Source organism: Arthrobacter sp. GQ119 (assembly GCF_059759125.1).
In genome coordinates this window covers 365338-378489 of record NZ_JCAXEA010000001.1, presented here as the reverse complement: position 1 = coordinate 378489, position 13152 = coordinate 365338, and the positions used below count along the sequence as shown (strand labels likewise).

The following is a 13152-nucleotide window of genomic DNA, read 5'->3' as shown; positions in this document are numbered from 1 at the left end:
TGTGTCAGTCCTTGTTCTGGAAGGTTCTGGAGGATTCCAGAGGGTCAGGCGGCGGCTTTGCGGGCGGAGGTCATCAGCTTCATCAGGCTTTCCTGGCTGGCCTCGTCTTTGTTCAGTACACCTGTGATGGCGCCTTCGAAGATGGTGTAAATGCGGTCCGAGAGGCCCAGCAGTTCAGGCAGTTCGGACGAGATGACGATGACTCCCTTCCCTTGGTTGGCGAGCTGCTGAATGATGCCGTAGATCTCGTACTTGGCCCCGACGTCGATGCCGCGTGTGGGCTCGTCCAGGATCAGCAGGTCTGGGTCCGTGAACATCCACTTGGCCAGGACCACCTTCTGCTGATTGCCGCCGGAGAGCTTGGCCACGCCTTCCTCCACGGACGGCGTCTTGGTGCGCAGGGACTTGCGGTACTGCTCAGCCACTGTGAATTCCTTGTTGGAGTCCACAACGAAGTGCCTGCTGATCTTGTTCAGCGCAGCGGAAACAGTGGTGGTCTTGATGTCATCCAGCAGGTTCAGGCCAAGGGACTTCCGGTCCTCCGTAACGTAGCCGAGGCCGGCGTCGATGGCCTGTTTTACGTTCTTGAGTTGAAGTTCCTTGCCGTTCTTATAGATGCTGCCGGTGATGTACCGGCCGTAGGAGCGGCCGAAGACGGAGCGTGCCAGTTCGGTGCGGCCGGCTCCCATGAGTCCGGCGAAGCCCACGATCTCACCGCGGCGGACGAAAAAGTTGGAGCCCTTGCAGACCAGCCGGTCCTGGATCTGCGGGTGGCCGACGGTCCAGTTCTTGACCTCGAAGAGGACCTCGCCGATCTTGGGCTCGTGGTCCGGGAAACGGGATTCCAGGGTCCGCCCCACCATGCCCTTGATGATGCGGTCCTCGTCAACTCCGTCTGCCTTCACATCCAGCGTCTCGATGGACTTGCCGTCACGGATGATGGTGATGGAGTCTGCGATCTGCTCGATCTCATTGAGCTTGTGCGAAATGATGATGGAGGTTATGCCGCGGCCCTTCAGGCCCAGCATCAGGTCCAGCAGGTGCTGCGAATCCGACTCGTTCAGCGCGGCAGTGGGCTCGTCGAGGATGAGGAGCTTCACAGACTTGCTCAGCGCCTTGGCGATCTCCACGAGCTGCTGCTTCCCGACGCCGATCTCCTTGATGGGGGTGTCCGGGTTCTCCCGGAGTCCCACGCGGGCCAGCAGCTCGCGGGTCCGGGTGCGGGCTTCGGCCCAGTCAATCACGCCGCGCTTGACCGGCTCGTTGCCGAGGAAGATGTTCTCCGTGATGGACAGTTCCGGGATGAGCGCCAGTTCCTGGTGGATGATCACGATGCCGGCGTGCTCGCTGGCCCGGATGTCCCTGAACTGCTGGACCTCGGACTGGTACACGATGTCGCCGGTGTAGGTTCCGTACGGGTACACGCCCGAAAGTACCTTCATCAGGGTGGACTTGCCGGCACCGTTCTCTCCGCAGATTGCGTGGATCTCTCCCGCCTTCACCCGCAGATTCACATCAGCCAATGCTTTAACGCCGGGGAATTCCTTGGTGATGGAGCGCATCTCGAGGATTACGGGTTCTCTGTGCGTGCTGTCGGACGTCATATGCCCTTACGCCTCCAATGCGTGACTACGTTGTCCGCCCCGCAAACCGCAGGGGCCGTCTGATGAAAAAGTAAACTGGATCACAGCCATTGTCGTCAAGTCTTTAACGCAACGGCCCGATAACGAAAAGCTACGAGCGCCGGATTCCCGCATGCTGGAAGACCAAGGCGGCGGCTCCCAAGGCCTCGGCGCGGTCACCCAAGGACGACATCGTCAGGGTGGTGGTTTCCCCGATGACGGGAACGGCATGTCGCACCAAGCCCCGGCGGATAGGGTCGAGCAGAATGTCGCCGAGGCCGGCCAGTGGCCCGCCCACGACGATCACCTCCGGGTTGATCAGATTGGCAACATTGCCCAGGGCGCGGCCCACTGCCAGACCGACGTCGTCCACCACGCGCAAAGTGGCCGAGTCCCTGGCCAGGGCCTTGTGGACAATGTCTTCCGGGCTCATCGGCGTGTCCCTGCCCCGGCTCAGGAACTCGATCATGGTGGTGGTGGACGCGATGGTCTCGAGGCAACCCCGGTTCCCGCAGCGGCAGATCAGGCCGTGTTCGTGGATGGTGGCATGGCCGATTTCACCGGTAATGCCCACATTCCCGTAGTACGGCGCGCCATTGAGGATGAGCCCGGCGCCGATGCCCGATCCGATCTTCATGAACATGAGGTTGCTGATGCCGCTGTGCGGCCCCCAGGTGACTTCCGAGAGAGCGCCAAGATTGGCGTCGTTGTCGATGAAAACGGGGAATTGCAGCGTGTTTTCAAGGTGCTGCAGGATGTTAATGCCCACCCATTCAGGCAGGATGGCGCCCTGCGCCACTGTGCCCGTCCGCCGGTCGATAGGGCCCGGAATCCCGACGCCGGCGCCCACGATCGCGCTGCGCTCCACACTGCTCGCGGCCAGCAGCTTGGTCAACAGCGCGACGGCGGCCTCGATGCCCTCGTCCGCGTGGTGGCCCAGGGGCAGGAGCACGGATTCCTCGGCGATGATGTGGTAGCTCAGGGTGGCCAGCACGACGCGCAGATGCCGACGGCCAAAATCGATGCCCACGGCCACGGCGCCGTTGCTGTTCAGCCGGACATTGAGGGCCCGCCGCCCCGAACTGGTGATTGGTTCGGTCGAGGCCAGGCCGGAGTCCTGCATGATCTTGACGATGTTGGAAACCGTGGCGGTGGACAGGCCCGTTTGCCGGGCGAGCTCCGCCTGGGTGGAGGGGCCGTTAAGCAGGCATTCGATGATCCGCTGCTGGTTCAGGTGCCGGAGGGCAGACTGTGACCCCGGGTTTTTGGTTCGGCTCCTCGTTGAGCGCGATGTTGAGGGCATGCTTAGAAGAGTGCACCACCGGCGCGTTGTAGTCAAGAAGTTAACGCATAGCCACGGTTGTCCGGATGTTCTGGAGGGCGGACAATACGTCCCGCGGCCGGCCACGGAAGGTGCAAATGGCCCGTCCCCGACAGTGGAAGGCGGGGCTACGCTGAGGAGGAAGGCGGTCCGGAAGCCGCGGACGTAGACACAATCTCTCGAGGTGATCATGGTGTTGCTGGCACTGATGCAGGCGAATTCCAGTGTTTTGGACGTGGAAGGCAACTGCCGTGCGGTCGAGGAGGCGGCGCGTCAGGCTGCGGCCGCCGGTGCGCGCGTTTTGCTGACTCCGGAGCTGTTTCCGGTGGGCTATGCCCCGCTGCGTGTGCGAACCGAACTGGACCCCGCCGACCTTCCCGCAATCCGGCGGACCCTGGCGGACATTGCGAAGCGCCACAACATCGCCCTCGTATACAGCCTCCCTGCCATCGCGGCAGACGGGCGCTGGCACATCTCGGCCACTCTCACCAGCAGCCGGGGGGAGGAACTGCTCAGCTACGCCAAAGTGCATTTGTTTGGTGCCGAGGAGCGGAAGGCCTTCAGCCCCGCTGAAGCAGCTCCCGCCGTCGTCATGCTGGACGGGATCCGGACATCACTGGCTATCTGCTACGACGTGGAATTTCCCGAGACCGCCAGGGCGGCCGCGGCCCGCGGCGCCGAGCTGCTCCTGGTTCCCACTGCACTGGCCCACGGCTTCGAAGAGGTGCCCCAGATCCTGCTCCGTGCAAGGGCACTGGAAAGCCAGCTGACCGTGGCCTACGCCAACCACTCCGGGGCGGAGGACGGCTGCGAGTTCCTCGGCGGGAGCGTGATAGCCGCGCCGGATGGCTCCCTGATCGCCGCCGCCGGGCCGGGGCCGGAGCTGCTGTTCGCCGAAGTCAGCGCGGAGGCAGCCCGGCAGGCCCGCGACGCCGTGCCCTACCTTGCCGAGCGCCGTCCGCACGTCTACCGGGCCTGGGAGGACAGCATGAACCAGGAGCACGCGCCAATAACGTAGGGAAAACTTTCTACGGCAACAGCTCGTCCACGTACTGCAGGGCAATCCACAGCTCGGCCCGTACCTGTGCCTGACCCAGATCAGCGTCCAGCAGCTCCGCTACGGCATTGATCTGCCGGCGGACGCTGTTCCTGTGCAGCCCCAGCGCCTTTGCCGTGGCATCCCAGCTCCCGTTTTCGCCCAGCCATGAGCGCAGCACTGCCAGTTGCGCGTCCCGGCGCTCCGGCTCCTGGCTGAGCAGTGGCTCCAGCAGCCTGCCGGCCAGCATGGTGCCGGCCTCGCGGCCAAGAAGGCCGGCCACCGTCCACGACACGTCATCCACCCGGGCGCTCTTGCCCGTGTTCCGGACGCGCGAGCGCAGCGACGTGGCGCGCTGGTAGGCACCCGCCAGCCCCGCCAGCTCCGTGGCCTCCCCGATGACCAGGAGCCAGCCAAGCCTCTCGATCTCGCCCACCAGGGCATCATCAACCTTCAGCCGGGTCACGGCGGCGAAGCCATAGTCCGTGGTCTCCACGAGCTTGGTGTCAAACAGCCGCCGCCACTGCAGCAATTCGCGGACGGGGCTGTCGCTGCCGGAGCCGGTTGCCGCTGCCGCCTTGATGCCCTGCACCACGCGAAGCGGGGAGGAGCGCGTGGAGGAAGTGCTCTGGGCCAACAGGTCCCGGAGTGCATTGACATGCCGCGTTCCTCCGCTGACGAGGCTGTCCGGGTGCAGCAGCAGCGCAGTGGCGAGCTGGCTCGGTGCGAGGGAGCCGCTGGTCCGCTGCCTGACCAGCAGCTCCAGGAGCCCGACGGCGGCGGACACCACGCTGTTCTGGGCCGGCGTCAGCTGCCGGTCCGTTCCCAGGATCAGGGCGCCCAGGTTGGCATCGCGCGTGCTGCGCAGCGGATGGCCGAACACGAATTCGGATCCGGGAACATCGAAGGAGTCCATTTCCACCCGGGGCCCGCTGCCGCCCAGAAGCCGGTCCAGGAGCTGCTGCAGTGCGGAAAGCTCGACGCCGGTGCCGGCCCGGGCACGGGCCTTTCCGTCTGCGCCGACCAGGACCGCCCACACCGGCACCCTCTGGGTCAGGGCGGCCAGGAGTTCGTGCTCGGGGCGGGCAGACAGGACCGCGCGCATCAGCTGCCGGTTGATGTCCGCCAGCTGCCTGAAGACCTTTGCGTTTTCCGATTCAAGCAGCTGTGAGAACTCCAGCCCGATAGCCGCAAACGGCACGGTGGCGGGCACCTCAACCAGGGTCAGGTTGTGCCGTACACACGCTTCCACCAAGGCCGCCGGCACGGCGTCGAAGTACGGTTCCAGGCCGAAGCCCAGGGCGTCCACGCGGGCTTCCACCAGGCGCCGGACGTAGGCGTCCACCCGGGTCTCGCCGCCCGCCTCACCCACAAACGGCAGCCCCGCCGTGAGGACGAATTCGCCGTCGAGCAGGTAGGGCGTGGGGTCCTCCAGCTCGCTCGGCTCCACCCACCGCAGCAGGCCGGATCCGTTGCCGCCGTCGTGAAGGATCTTCAGCTCCGGCGGCAGCTTGCCCAGGAACTGCTCCAGCGTGACCACGCTCAGCCGCTCGGTTCCTGCGGCTCCCCGTTGTGCATTGCGTCTCATGCCAGCACACTATAGGGCATTTTGCACAACGGTGAGAGGCGGCTCACACCCCTAGGGTGGGGTGAGGGCAATGGACAACTACTCACGAACGGACGTCAACGATGACTGTGCCAACCTACACAGAACAGCGGCCGGCCGCGCCGCCCCGGAGGCCCGGCCTGGCAGCCCAGCTGCTGCGCCGCAAGCCGATCGGACAGATGGTCAATGAAGCCGAAACCGGCCACGGCGGAAACCGCCTGATCCGCAGCTTCGGCGTTTTCCAGCTGACCATGATCAGTGTCGGCGCGACATTGGGAACCGGCATCCTGGTGATCCTCGGGGAATCCGTTCCGGTGGCCGGGCCGGCCATCTGGATCTCCTTCGCCATCGCTGGACTCGCCGCACTGCTGTCCGCAGTGTCCTACGCCGAAATGGCCGGCCTGGTTCCCGTGGCCGGCTCCAGCTATTCCTACAGCTACGCCACTTTGGGCGAGGGCATGGCCTGGGTCTGTGGCTGGTGCCTGGTGCTCGAATACGCCGTCTCGGTCGCGGCCGTGGCAGTTGGCGCCGGCCAGTACGTGAACGAGTCGCTGGCGGTCTTCGGCCAGATCCTGCCTGATGCCATCACCCAGCCGCCCGGAGATGGCGGTGTCGTGAACATCCCGGCCATGATCATCGTGCTCTTCGCCATGATCCTGCTGGTGCGGGGCGCCAAGGAAAGCGCGTGGATTAACACCGCCATCGTGGTGGTCAAGGTGGGCATCCTGGTCTTCTTCTGCGCAGTGGCCTTCACCGCCTTCAACGCCGGCAACTTCGAGCCGCTCCTGCCCATGGGTGCAGCCGGTGTCTCAGCCGCCGCTTCCAGCGTCTTTTTCTCCTACATCGGCTTCGACGCGGCATCTACAGCCGGTGAGGAAGCACGCAATCCCAAGCGGGACCTGCCGCGGGCCATCATGCTCTCCATGCTGATCGTTACCACGATCTACGTCCTGGTTGCCGTGGCCGCGGTCGGCGCCCGTCCCTGGGGTTGGTTCGACGGCAACGAAGCAGCACTGGTCAAGATCCTCGAGGAAACCACCGGACAGCCGTGGATCGCCTTGGTCTTCGCCGTCGGCGCGGTCCTTGCCATCGCCAGCATCGTGCTGACTGTCCTTTATGGACAGACCCGCATTCTTCTCTCCATGGCCCGCGACGGGCTCATTCCCAGAATCTTCGGCCGGATCTCCGCGAGGACTGGCACCCCAGTTGCCGGCACCCTGATCGTGGGCATTCTCGTGGCAGTCACCGCCGGCCTGGTTCCGCTCGGCGCCCTGGCTGACGCCACGAGCATCGGCACGCTTTTTGCCTTCGCGCTGGTGAACGTTGCCGTCATCTACCTCCGCCGTGTGCGGCCCGAACTCAAGCGGACCTTCACGGTCCCGCTGTTTCCGCTCACTCCCATCCTCGGGGCCCTCATGTGTGCGTACCTGATGGCGAACCTCGGGGCGGATACCTGGGTGACCTTCGGCATCTGGATGTTGGTGGGCCTCGCGGCATACTTCGGCTATGGCCGCCGCAATTCAAGGGTGGCTTCCCTGACGCACGAGGAATACCGTGAATTGTCCAGCCGCGAACTTTCGAGCATCCCGTCAAACCCTGAAACCATGAAGGCAGAGCTTCCATGACAACCGCTACCGAATTACCGGCTTCCGATCCGTCCAGCACGGCCACCTTCGCCCCGATCGGCGCCGCTACAGCCGTAGCCGACAGGCTGGGCCAGGCACCCGTCACGATGCTGAACCCGGATTTCCCGTTCAGTTATGACCACTACCTTGCCCATCCGGATGGCCTGGGTGCTGTCCCGCCGGAGCTGTACGGCACCGAGGTGGCTGTGGTGGGCGCAGGGCTCTCCGGCCTGGTCACGGCCTACGAACTCATGAAGCTTGGCCTGCGTCCGGTGATCTATGAAGCGGACCGGATCGGCGGCCGGCTGCGGACTGCCAGCTTCCCGTCTGCTCCCGGCGTGGTGGCGGACCTGGGCGGCATGCGCTTCCCGGTCTCCGGCAAGGCCTTCTACCACTATGTGGATCTGCTGGGCCTGGAAACCCAGGACTTCCCGAACCCGCTGGCACCTGCCACGTCCAGCACGGTCATCGAACTTGCCGGCCAACGGCACTATGCCAGCACCGCGGCCGATCTGCCGCCGTTCTTCCGCGAAGTGGCCGACGCCTGGAAAGCCGCGGTGAACGACGGCGCCAAGTTCAGCGAAATGCAGAACGCCATCCGGGCACGCGACACAGCCCGGATCAAGGAACTCTGGAACGAACTGCTGCCGCTGTTGGACGAACAGACCTTCTACGGCTTCATCGCCGCGAGCGAGTCGTTCAGGGAAGCGGGGTTCGCCCACCGCGAGGCCTTCGGCCAGGTCGGCTTCGGCACCGGCGGGTGGGACACCGACTTCCCCAATTCCATCCTGGAAATCCTTCGCGTCGTCTATACAGACGCCGATGACCAGCACCGCCTGATTGCCGGGGGAGCGCAGCGGCTCCCCGAGGCGCTGTGGCACCACACGCCGTCGGGCATGACCCATTGGGCCGACGGCACATCCCTGGCCTCCCTGCACTCCGGCTCCCCGCGGGGAGCCGTGGACCGGATCAGCCGCGACCCCAATGGCGACCTCCGCATCCGCGAACGGTGGGGCCGCGAATCCTCCTACCCGGCCGTGGTGACCACCTGCCAGTCATGGCTCCTGTCCACACGGATCCACACCGAGGAAGCGCTGTTCCCCGCCGAACTCTGGACAGCGATTGAACGCTCGCACTACATGCAGTCCTCCAAAACCTTCGTGATGGTGGACCGGCCGTTCTGGAAGGACATTGATCCCGCCACGGGACGCGAAACCATGTCCATGACCCTGACGGACCGGCTGAACCGCGCCACCTACCTGCTGGACAACGGCCCGGACAAGCCCGCCGTGATCCTGCTGTCCTACACTTGGAACGACGACGCGCTCAAGTGGCTCGCGCTCGACGCCGACCAGCGCGTTGAGCTGATGCTGCACTCACTGGAACAGATCTACCCTGGTGTGGACATCGCCAGCCATATCGTGGGACAGCCCATCACCGTCTCTTGGGAAGCGGACCCCAACTTTATGGGCGCGTTCAAGGCCAACCTGCCTGGCCACTACCGCTACCAGCAGCGCCTCTTCACCCACTTCAAGCAGGACAACCTGCCGGAAGGCCAGCGCGGAATCTTCCTGGCCGGCGACGATATCTCCTTCACCGCCGGCTGGGCCGAGGGCGCCGTGACCACCGGCCTCAATGCGGTCTGGGGGGTGGTGAACCACCTGGGTGGTTCATCGTCCGTGTCCAACCCGGGTCCCGGTGACCTGCTAGACGCCCTGGGGCCGATCAGCCTCGACTGAACACAGCTGGACTGAACACCCGGATCAGTCCGCGTGGACCTCGCGGTGTGCCTGCGCGAGGTCACGGTAGTGTGCCGCGTTCCGCTTCACGCCGTCGAACTCCTCATCCGTGAGTTCCCGGCGCACCTTGGCGGGGACCCCGGCCACGAGGGAGCGCGGCGGAACCACGGTGCCTTCCAGCACCACGGCGCCGGCCGCCACGAGCGAGCCGGCGCCGATCACCGCACCGTTGAGGATGGTGGCGCTCATTCCGATGAGGCAGTCGTCCTCAACGGTGCAGCCGTGAACCACCGCGCTGTGCCCGACGCTGACCCGCGCCCCGACGCTGCAGGGGAAGCCCGGGTCGGCGTGCAGCACCACGTTGTCCTGCAGGTTGCTGCCGGCGCCGACCGTGATAGCGGCCGTGTCCGCCCGCACGGAGACGCCGTAGAACGCGCTGGCGTCCTCGGCGAGCGTGGCGCGCCCGATGATGGACGCCGTCGGCGCAACGAAGACGGAGGGGTGGATGTCCGGCGTGTCGCCGGCGAAAGGGAAGATGGGAGCCATGCCCCCAGCCTAAGACACAGCGGTGACGGCGAATCTCAGGGAAGCGCGACGGCGATCGGCGCGCCCGGTTCCGCCACCCGCTCAAGCTCCCGCACGACGTCGTCCGCCTGGTCCGCGGTGAGGCCCGCCAGTGACTCGACCGCCCAGACGGCCGGGAAGGTGTTGTCCGCGAAAGGCAGGCGTGCAGGCTCCGCCACGGACACGCTGAGGCGGCGGGCGACGGCGTAGCGGACATTCCCGTCGTAGGGGTCCACGCCCGTGTAGTGGATCCCGGCCCGGACAAACCTGAGGCCGTCGTCGCCAGGGCCGCAGCACACATCCAGGACGGCGTGCCGCCCCTGGGACTTGAGCAGGGCGATGAAGGGCTCCAGCGGAGTATCGGTGAGCAGAGGCATCGTGTTAACCAGTCTCAGTTAAAACACTGCCGCTGGGAACCGCTGGCCGCTGTTGTCAGCCACGCGACCGCAACAACCTAGCTGGGCCGCGGAGCCCGGAGGATCAGGAACTGGTAATGCTGCGTCCAGTGGCCGGCGCCGGGGCCGGACTCTGCGCCGGTGCCTTCCGGCCACGTCACGAATTCCTCAATCTCGCCGTGACGGCCGAAGATCTGCCGCAGCGCAGCGTCACTTCGACGGCTGAAAAAACGCGGCGGTCGGATCTGGTCTTCGGGGTTCAGCACCTCTTCGTCTTCCCCGGACCAAACGCCGACGGCGATCGGCGCACCCGGCGCGGCCACCCGCACGAGTTCACGGACGACGTCGTCGATGTCCCGGTTGGGGATGTGCAGCAGCGTGCTCATGCTCCACAGTGCAGGGAACACGCCGTCGGCGAAGGGAAGGTTCCGGGCACTGGCCACCGAGACGTCCAGGCCCCTGGCTGTGGCGATCCGCACGTGCTCTTCGGACAGGTCAACGCCGGTGTAGCGGATACCCGCCTGGACGAACCTCTGCCCGTCGAGCCCGGAGCCGGTGCCGATTTCCAGCAGGGCGTGCCGGCCCTCGGCCTTCAGCCGGGCGATGAACCGCTCCCGCTGCTCCGCACGCTGTGGCGTCAGCGGATGCTCGGGGTGCAGGACCGCGCGCTGGTTGTAGTACGCGGCCAGTTTGTCCTCGCCGCTGTCCTGCGGCGCGGGGTAGTCCCCGGCCGGCGCCACGTCCTGCTCCCCGGATCCTGGTTCCGCGGACTCTAGTTGAAAACCACGGTCCGGTTGCCGTCCAGGAGCACCCGGTGCTCGGCGTGCCACTGCACCGCCTGGGCGAGCGTCCGGCCTTCAACGTCGCGGCCCATCTGCACGAACTGCTCGGGGGTGCGGGCGTGGTCCACACGGATCACTTCCTGCTCAATGATGGGGCCTTCATCCAGCGCTGCGGTGACGTAGTGTGCCGTGGCGCCGATCAGCTTCACGCCGCGGGCGTGCGCCTGGTGGTAGGGCCTGGCGCCCTTGAAGGACGGCAGGAAGGAGTGGTGGATGTTGATGGCCTTGCCGGTCAGCTCCCTGCACAGATCGTCCGAGATGATCTGCATGTAGCGGGCCAGGACGGTCAGCTCAATGCCTTCCTCCGCGATGATCTTCCGCAGCTGGTCCTCGGCCTGGCCCTTGGTCTCGGGTGTCACGGGAATGTAGTGGAACGGGATTCCATAGAACTCTGCGAGCCCGGCCAGGTCATTGTGGTTGGAGACGATGGCCGGAACCTCGATCGGCAGGGTGCCGGAGCGCTGCAGGAACAGCAGGTCGTTGAGGCAGTGCGCGGATTTACTGGCCATGAGGAGGGTGCGGACCTTCTGGCCCACCGGATGCAGGCTCCACTGCATGCCGAAGGCCTCAGCGACGGGCTCCAGGGCAGCCTGGACCTCGGCCCTGGCAGCGGATGTGGTCGCCTCAACACGCATGAAAAAGGTTCCGGTGGACTGGCTGCCGTACTGCTGGGAATCCGTAATATTGCAGCCCGCTACGAGGAGGGCGCCGGCCACGGCATGGACAATTCCGGGGCGGTCCGGGCAGGACAGGGTAATTACGTACGCTTTGGCGGGCTGGTCTTCAATCACGAAGAACAGCCTACCCGCGCCGAGGGCGGGCTTTTGGTAGTCTGGTGGCGTCGCAACTGGCGTTGGGTGGCTAACCACCAGGGAGCGGCAATCACGAAGACCACGGATCGTACGCCTGGGCCGAGGGTCATGTTTTGCCGGTTGAGCACTGCGCTTCCTGAGGTGCGCGGTCTCCCGGGTGCGCTGCGGCGCCCTGCACGGAGGAGTTCTGGGACTGCCCGGAACTGTCATCCAGGGGCGGAGCCGCGCCCCAGCCGGTAGCCTGACCTTAGCAGTGCCCATCCCTAGCCAGGAGTTCTTCGTGACTACTTCACCGACTTCCGTCAGCACTTCCGCCACCGTTAGCAACCAGCCGCTGGCTGAACTCGACCCCGAGATCGCCGCAGTTCTGGACCAGGAGCTGGGCCGCCAGCGCGGCACCCTGGAAATGATCGCCTCCGAAAACTTCGCGCCGCGCGCCGTGATGGAAGCCCAGGGCTCCGTCCTGACCAACAAGTACGCCGAGGGCTACCCGGGACGCCGCTACTACGGCGGCTGCGAATACGTCGATATTGCCGAGCAGCTGGCGATCGACCGCGTGAAGAACCTGTTCGGCGCCGAATACGCCAACGTCCAGCCGCACTCCGGCGCGCAGGCCAACGCTGCAGCACTCTCCGCCATGATCACCCCGGGCGACAAGATCCTGGGCTTGTCCCTGGCGCACGGCGGCCACCTGACGCACGGCATGAAGCTGAACTTCTCGGGCAAGCTCTACAACGTGGCTGCCTACCAGGTTGAAGAGGACAACTTCCGGATCGACATGGACAAGCTGCGCGAGCAGGCCATCGCCGAGAAGCCGCAGGTCATCATCGCCGGCTGGTCCGCCTACCCGCGCCACCTCGACTTCGCCGCCTTCCGCTCCATTGCCGATGAAGTCGGTGCGCTCCTGTGGACGGACATGGCGCACTTCGCCGGCCTCGTGGCCGCAGGACTGCACCCGAGCCCGGTGCCGCACTCCGACGTCGTCACCTCCACCGTGCACAAGACCCTCGCCGGCCCGCGCTCCGGTGTGATCCTGGCCAAGCAGGAGTGGGCCAAGAAGCTCAACTCCAACGTCTTCCCCGGCCAGCAGGGCGGGCCGCTCATGCACGTCATCGCAGCAAAGGCCGTCGCCTTCAAGATCGCCGGCAGTGCCGAATTCAAGGAGCGCCAGGAGCGCGTTCTCGAGGGCGCCAAAATCATCGCCGACCGCCTTAACCAGTCCGACGTCGCCGAGGCCGGCGTCTCGGTCCTCACCGGCGGCACTGACGTGCACCTGGTTCTGGTGGACCTGCGCAACTCGCAGCTGGACGGCCAGCAGGCCGAAGACCTCCTGCACTCCGTGGGCATCACCGTCAACCGCAACGCCGTGCCGTTCGACCCCCGCCCGCCGATGGTCACCTCCGGCCTGCGCATCGGCACGCCGGCCCTGGCAACCCGCGGTTTCGGTGCCCAGGAATTCACCGAGGTGGCCGAGATCATCGCCACCGCGCTGAAGGCCGGCTCCGCCACCGATGTGGAAGCCCTGCAGGCACGCGTGGACAAGCTCGCCGCCGACTTCCCGCTGTACCCGCAGCACGAGCAGTGGTAACC

At 65.8% G+C, this 13152-nt stretch carries 11 protein-coding genes and 1 riboswitch; of the genes, 4 read left to right on the top strand and 7 right to left on the bottom strand.

Going from position 1 to position 13152, the window contains the following annotated elements; all coding sequences use genetic code 11:
* Positions 1-44: 44 nt before the first annotated feature.
* Entirely contained in the window at positions 45-1604 is a 1560-nt protein-coding gene (gene mmsA, locus AC6CH3_RS01695) for a multiple monosaccharide ABC transporter ATP-binding protein (RefSeq protein WP_498130780.1), read from the bottom strand.
* A gap of 130 nt (positions 1605-1734) precedes the next feature.
* Positions 1735-2925: an ROK family transcriptional regulator gene (locus AC6CH3_RS01690; protein ID WP_498130779.1), complete on the bottom strand. Its 1191-nt coding sequence runs from the start codon at positions 2923-2925 to the stop codon at positions 1735-1737.
* A 208-nt stretch (positions 2926-3133) separates the two neighbouring features.
* On the opposite strand from AC6CH3_RS01690, the gene AC6CH3_RS01685 reads away from it, so the two are divergent.
* Positions 3134-3961 (top strand): nitrilase-related carbon-nitrogen hydrolase, encoded by an 828-nt coding sequence (locus AC6CH3_RS01685; RefSeq protein ID WP_498130778.1) that lies wholly within the window; start codon positions 3134-3136, stop codon positions 3959-3961.
* 10 nt (positions 3962-3971) lie between these two features.
* Here the strand turns inward: AC6CH3_RS01685 and AC6CH3_RS01680 are convergent, their stop codons facing one another.
* A complete protein-coding gene (locus AC6CH3_RS01680; protein WP_498130777.1) occupies positions 3972-5567 on the bottom strand; it encodes a PucR family transcriptional regulator in 1596 nt (531 codons plus the stop codon).
* A gap of 101 nt (positions 5568-5668) precedes the next feature.
* Between AC6CH3_RS01680 and AC6CH3_RS01675 the strand changes: the two genes are divergently transcribed.
* Positions 5669-7210, top strand: a complete 1542-nt coding sequence (locus AC6CH3_RS01675) for an APC family permease (protein ID WP_498130776.1) — start codon at positions 5669-5671, stop codon at positions 7208-7210.
* Positions 7207-8949: a flavin monoamine oxidase family protein gene (locus tag AC6CH3_RS01670; protein ID WP_498130775.1), complete on the top strand. Its 1743-nt coding sequence runs from the start codon at positions 7207-7209 to the stop codon at positions 8947-8949. The genes AC6CH3_RS01675 and AC6CH3_RS01670 overlap by 4 nt, the downstream gene beginning before the upstream one ends.
* A gap of 24 nt (positions 8950-8973) precedes the next feature.
* Here the strand turns inward: AC6CH3_RS01670 and AC6CH3_RS01665 are convergent, their stop codons facing one another.
* The 4 genes from AC6CH3_RS01665 to purU form a co-directional block, all read right to left on the bottom strand.
* On the bottom strand, positions 8974-9495 hold the full coding sequence (locus AC6CH3_RS01665; RefSeq protein WP_498130774.1) for a gamma carbonic anhydrase family protein: 522 nt from the start codon (positions 9493-9495) through the stop codon (positions 8974-8976).
* Positions 9496-9530: 35 nt separating this feature from the next.
* On the bottom strand, positions 9531-9890 hold the full coding sequence (locus AC6CH3_RS01660) for a class I SAM-dependent methyltransferase (protein WP_498130773.1): 360 nt from the start codon (positions 9888-9890) through the stop codon (positions 9531-9533).
* A gap of 77 nt (positions 9891-9967) precedes the next feature.
* Positions 9968-10648 (bottom strand): class I SAM-dependent methyltransferase, encoded by a 681-nt coding sequence (locus AC6CH3_RS01655; protein WP_498130772.1) that lies wholly within the window; start codon positions 10646-10648, stop codon positions 9968-9970.
* Between the two features lie 32 nt (positions 10649-10680).
* On the bottom strand, positions 10681-11541 hold the full coding sequence (purU, locus tag AC6CH3_RS01650; protein WP_498130771.1) for a formyltetrahydrofolate deformylase: 861 nt from the start codon (positions 11539-11541) through the stop codon (positions 10681-10683).
* A gap of 42 nt (positions 11542-11583) precedes the next feature.
* Positions 11584-11669, top strand: a riboswitch (ZMP/ZTP riboswitch).
* A 173-nt stretch (positions 11670-11842) separates the two neighbouring features.
* On the opposite strand from purU, the gene glyA reads away from it, so the two are divergent.
* The gene (gene glyA / locus AC6CH3_RS01645; protein ID WP_494033910.1) at positions 11843-13150 is read left to right on the top strand and encodes a serine hydroxymethyltransferase; all 1308 of its coding nucleotides are present in this window, start codon (positions 11843-11845) and stop codon (positions 13148-13150) included.
* The last annotated feature ends 2 nt before the right edge of the window (positions 13151-13152 follow it).

Bases quoted from the DNA above. Each gene is read 5' to 3' on its own strand.
- AC6CH3_RS01685 (WP_498130778.1), top strand. From the start codon at position 3,134: ATGGTGTTGCTGGCACTGATGCAGGCGAATTCCAGTGTTTTGGACGTG.
- AC6CH3_RS01690 (WP_498130779.1), bottom strand. From the start codon at position 2,925: ATGCCCTCAACATCGCGCTCAACGAGGAGCCGAACCAAAAACCCGGGG.
- AC6CH3_RS01675 (WP_498130776.1), top strand. From the start codon at position 5,669: ATGACTGTGCCAACCTACACAGAACAGCGGCCGGCCGCGCCGCCCCGG.
- AC6CH3_RS01680 (WP_498130777.1), bottom strand. From the start codon at position 5,567: ATGAGACGCAATGCACAACGGGGAGCCGCAGGAACCGAGCGGCTGAGC.
- AC6CH3_RS01660 (WP_498130773.1), bottom strand. From the start codon at position 9,890: ATGCCTCTGCTCACCGATACTCCGCTGGAGCCCTTCATCGCCCTGCTC.
- AC6CH3_RS01665 (WP_498130774.1), bottom strand. From the start codon at position 9,495: ATGGCTCCCATCTTCCCTTTCGCCGGCGACACGCCGGACATCCACCCC.
- AC6CH3_RS01670 (WP_498130775.1), top strand. From the start codon at position 7,207: ATGACAACCGCTACCGAATTACCGGCTTCCGATCCGTCCAGCACGGCC.
- mmsA (WP_498130780.1), bottom strand. From the start codon at position 1,604: ATGACGTCCGACAGCACGCACAGAGAACCCGTAATCCTCGAGATGCGC.